Below are 1,303 nucleotides of genomic sequence, written 5' to 3'. Positions count from 1 at the left end.
TAAAAAATTAAAAAGTATCCAATTCCTTTTTTATCTCCGTCCAAATATTGTTATCCAATTTTGCTCCTATAACTTCAATAACTCTTCCTGATAATATTGAACCTATATGTCCGCATTTGTCTAATGGAAACTTTTTAATAAGTCCATAAAGAAATCCTGAGGCATAAAGATCTCCGGCACCTGTTGTATCTATTGGGTTTACATCAATAATTCCAACTTTATGCTTTTCATTTCCTTTTTTAATCAATGAGCCATTTTTTCCGATTTTTACAATTGCAATTTCACAAACTTTTGAAATTTCATTTAATGCCTCTTCAGGTTCAAATCCTGTGAATGCTTTTGCTTCTTCTTCATTAGCAAAAACAATATCTACATAATTACTAATAATTTCTTTCAAAAACTCAAGGTTGTCTTCAACCACATTATAGCTTGCTAGGTCAAGAGAAATTTTTAACCCATTTTCTTTAGCAAGCTGCACAGCTTTTTTTAATAGCTCATGATTTTGTACTAAATACCCTTCAATATGAAAATAATCATTTCCAGAAAACAATGATGAATAAAGGTCATTGTGAGATAACTCAATTGCAGCTCCAAGAAATGTTGCAAATGTTCTTTCCGAATCGGGACTAACAAGAGCAATTGCCAATCCTGTTTCTGCATCTCCTTTTAACAACCTAGGTTCAATACCGCTATTCAAAATATCCTGATGAAAAAACTCACCAAAACTATCATTTCCAATTTTACCAATATATGATGTTTTAATTCCTAATTTTGCTAAACCGTGAATTGTATTTGATGCAGAACCACCTGATGATTGTTGCCTTTCAAAGTTAGATGTTCCTTCTAAAACAGTGTTTCTGTTTTCTAAGTCAACTAGTTGCATACTTCCTTTTGGAAGAGAGAATTTGTCAAGCACATCATCACTTTCAATTTTTGTCATTATATCTACAAGGGCATTACCCATTCCTAAAACCTGTTTCATATTCACTAATTTAATTTTGGAGCAAAGATTAGTTTTTTTTTAACTTTTTTAAAATTTATTTGTAAAAATGTTTTTTGGTTAAAATGATTTGTTTTAAATTTGCACCCGATTTTGATATTTAACATGATGAAGAAAACAAGATTTTTGAGTATGAAAAATAATTTCAGTATTTTTTTTGAAAATAGTTTTCTTTAATGATATTCCTCCGTAGCTCAGCTGGTTAGAGCGGTTGACTGTTAATCAATAGGTCGTTGGTTCGAGTCCAACCGGGGGAGCCAAAAATCCTGTTAATCAATAGGTCGTTCCGCAATTGCGGAACCG

Annotated in this window: 1 protein-coding gene and 1 tRNA gene; one reads left to right on the top strand and one right to left on the bottom strand. The window is 31.5% G+C overall.

What is annotated here, in order from left to right; all coding sequences use genetic code 11:
• Positions 1-7: 7 nt before the first annotated feature.
• Positions 8-982 (bottom strand): adenosine kinase, encoded by a 975-nt coding sequence (locus tag U9R42_09700; protein MEA3496295.1) that lies wholly within the window; start codon positions 980-982, stop codon positions 8-10.
• Between the two features lie 201 nt (positions 983-1,183).
• Here U9R42_09700 and U9R42_09695 point away from each other — a divergent pair.
• Positions 1,184-1,260 (top strand) — tRNA-Asn (locus tag U9R42_09695).
• Positions 1,261-1,303 lie beyond the last annotated feature (43 nt).

This window comes from Bacteroidota bacterium, assembly GCA_034723125.1.
GTDB lineage: Bacteria > Bacteroidota > Bacteroidia > CAILMK01 > JAAYUY01 > JAYEOP01.
Note: the sequence above shows the minus strand (reverse complement) of the source record. Positions and strands in the feature narration are given on the sequence as shown.

Coding starts and splice junctions, on each gene's coding strand:
- U9R42_09700 (MEA3496295.1), bottom strand. CDS start 982: ATGAAACAGGTTTTAGGAATGGGTAATGCCCTTGTAGATATAATGACA.